At 69.0% G+C, this 2,566-nt stretch carries 5 protein-coding genes and 1 pseudogene; 4 read left to right on the forward strand and 2 right to left on the reverse strand.

All coding sequences use genetic code 11. The annotated features are described in order from the left end of the window. From GUY61_RS37340 to GUY61_RS37355, 4 genes and pseudogenes are all read left to right on the forward strand, one after another. Positions 1 to 491 (forward strand): annotated as a pseudogene (locus tag GUY61_RS37340) (hypothetical protein); the annotation flags it as partial. Positions 492 to 541: 50 nt separating this feature from the next. Next, positions 542 to 844, forward strand: coding sequence for a hypothetical protein (locus tag GUY61_RS37345; RefSeq protein WP_166634727.1), 303 nt, complete (start codon positions 542 to 544; stop codon positions 842 to 844). 38 nt (positions 845 to 882) lie between these two features. After that, positions 883 to 1,047, forward strand: coding sequence for a hypothetical protein (locus GUY61_RS37350; protein WP_166634728.1), 165 nt, complete (start codon positions 883 to 885; stop codon positions 1,045 to 1,047). Between the two features lie 111 nt (positions 1,048 to 1,158). Then, positions 1,159 to 1,731, forward strand: a complete 573-nt coding sequence (locus GUY61_RS37355; protein WP_166634729.1) for a hypothetical protein — start codon at positions 1,159 to 1,161, stop codon at positions 1,729 to 1,731. Positions 1,732 to 1,858: 127 nt separating this feature from the next. Here the strand turns inward: GUY61_RS37355 and GUY61_RS37360 are convergent, their stop codons facing one another. Together GUY61_RS37360 and GUY61_RS37365 are read right to left on the reverse strand one after the other, a co-directional pair. Further along, positions 1,859 to 2,224 carry a hypothetical protein gene (locus tag GUY61_RS37360; protein ID WP_166634730.1) on the reverse strand — a complete coding sequence of 122 codons (366 nt, stop codon included), beginning with the start codon at positions 2,222 to 2,224 and terminating at the stop codon, positions 1,859 to 1,861. Further along, a complete protein-coding gene (locus GUY61_RS37365; protein ID WP_243767019.1) occupies positions 2,221 to 2,484 on the reverse strand; it encodes a hypothetical protein in 264 nt (87 codons plus the stop codon). Before GUY61_RS37365 ends, GUY61_RS37360 begins: the two co-directional genes overlap by 4 nt. Positions 2,485 to 2,566: the final 82 nt, after the last annotated feature.

Consider the following 2,566-nt stretch of genomic DNA (forward strand, 5'->3'; position numbering starts at 1 on the left):
CCACCGATGCCGCCGCCCGCGCTCAGACCCTCCTGGCCTGCACCGCCGCTGCGCCCCACGACGAGCTGGCCGACATCCTGCGGATCATCGCCAGCCCCGACGGCGCGGACCATCTGGAGGCCGCCCAGCACGCCACCCGAATCCCCGAAGCCACCCTGCGGGCGATGATGATCGGCTACCGCCACGGCGGCCCGGCCGGCGCCCACGCCACCCTCGCCGCCACCCCAGCAACCATCGACGTCCTCGAACGGGCACGAGAGACCGTCCACGCCTCCCGCGCTGTCGGCCTCGGGACCATCACCATCGACGGCAGCGCGCTCACCGACACGACCGCCGGAGTCCAGATCCGCCCGGGCCCCGACGGCCGCTGGTACCCCTTCACCCTCTGGCGCGCCGACGAGTGGCGTCCCGCACCCGGAGCCTGCGACGATCCCGCCGAGGCCTTCCGCGCCGCACGGCGCGCCCGCGCCGCACGACCACTCAGGCGATAGCCCCACCGGCGACCTCACCAGGACGTCACCGAGCCCGAAAGACCCACCGCATGCCCTTGGATCCGCAGACCGGCGTACGCGTCTACCAGTTCATCGTCGACCGGCTCGAGGAGCGGCGCCGCGAGCAATACCCCAACGGCCGTGAGGCGTACGAGGCCGACTGGAGCGCCGCCCACGATCTGGAGAAAGACTTCGCCGAGGCTGTACATGCCGACGACCTTGCCAAAGCTGAGCAGATCCTCGAAGAGCTCACCGACATGGCGGCTCCGTGGTGCGACCACCCTCACCACCCGGCCAATCAGGCCCCCGACGAGCACCAGGCCGACCCGATGGTCCCGGGTACCCGGTCGTGAGGCGGCAGTTCGTCCTTCCAGGCGGCGTGGTTGCCCTGATGGTGGTGCTCACGCCGACCGTGATCCGCACCCGCAGTACGTCATGGGCTGTGGGATGGGCCGCCATCCTCCTCGGAGCCGTCTGCCTGCTGATGCTGCTCGCCCTGGTAGAGCACCTGACCTCACCAGCGGACCGGGCCGAGTCCGACACCCGAGAAGCCTGAACGGCAGCGACCCGGGGTGACGTCGAGCGGGATGCTCGTGGCCACTGCTGCCTCGAAGCAGTAGGTGTCAGTGCCACCCTTTACAGTCCCTACGTGCGTGACATAACAGCTGTGAGTGCAGAGGCTGGTTGGCTGCTGCTGCTTGGTCTGGCGGTGGTCGGTGTGATGGTGATGCTCGCCGACGGGCACCTGCGTTGGTACCCGACCGGTCTTCTGCAGTGGTGCATGGCCATCGGGCTGGCGCAGGGGCCGTACGGACTCCTCCTCAGCAGCGGGTTGATCCCGCAGCCCGAAACTCAGGCCGTCCGCATCGTGATGCTGCCGATGTGGAGCGTTGGTGTCGGGTTCGCGGTCTGGACGGGCAGAAAAGCCGTGGTCGGCATATGGGCGGATCGACAGCTCGTCCGAATTCTGGGCGACCTCAACGTCCTTCCCCGGATCACCGCTCTGCACCGCCGCGCTCAGGGCGCGGAGGTCAGGGAGCCCCTTCTGCAGGAGGCCCGGACCGCGCTGGGCCGTCGTCGCGGCCGCGTTGCGTTGCTGTCCTTTCAGAAGGTGCTTGAGCAGATGGAGGCGGATCACCGCACCAGCGACGAGTGGTCCGAGCTCCGCTCCCGGATCCGCGCGCTGGTGACCAATTTCGTCGGCGGCTCGAAGACCAGCGAGGCGCCCTCTGCCGCGTGACCGGTCTTGCGCAGTGCTCCGACCGCGGGGGGACTGCCGTCTTGACCCGGCATGTGGATGGCCGGACCGACGCTTGTCGACGACCTGGATCTGACCTGGCTCGGTACTGTGTTGAGGGTCCGCTCGGTCAGCTCGTCCAGGTCTTGATCTGAGCGGCGACTTCCCGCACCGGGAGCCCGTCCCGGGCTGCGCGGGCCAGCGGGAGCACGGTGTCCAGGCCAGGGCTCACTGGAAGGCCGCACGCCGACAGGTAGGCCGCGGTCACGGTTGCCGCGAAAAGCAGGTTCCTCATCTCCAGGCTCGGGTTTCTCGCCAGCTCGCACAGCAGCGCCGCGGCCTTGTGATGGGGCTCGGGATAGACCTCGTGGTCAAGGATCTCCGCCCGGTGACGTGCTTCCGCCGCGACGGGGACGCCGTAGTCGACGACCTGGGGGTCTCCCGGAATCTGCTGCGCCACTGCCAGGATCCACGCGAGGTCGATGCGGAGGTTCACGCCGCGTCCCTCGGTGCCGTCTCCGCCGGGGTGTCCGGGAGGCCGGGGTACCGGTCCTCACCGACTTCCGCATCGAACACGTCCGTGTACGAGGCCAGGAACGATGCAGCGCCGGCCATGAAGGCCGCGCGGGACTGGTTCACGTCGGCCTCGATCAGGTCAGCCACGTACCCCTGCAAGCTCAGGCCCCGGCGCTTGGCCCGGGCCTCGGCGGCTGCTTTGACGTCTTCGTCCAGGCGGATGTTCGTCTGCTTTCCCATACCAGCACTGTAGCTATATGCCGGTACCAGCACATAGCAAATGGGGACGGTCGGCCCGGGACCCGGAGGGGGAGGTGGGATC

The organism is Streptomyces sp. GC420 (assembly GCF_009916105.1).
Classification (GTDB): domain Bacteria; phylum Actinomycetota; class Actinomycetes; order Streptomycetales; family Streptomycetaceae; genus Streptomyces.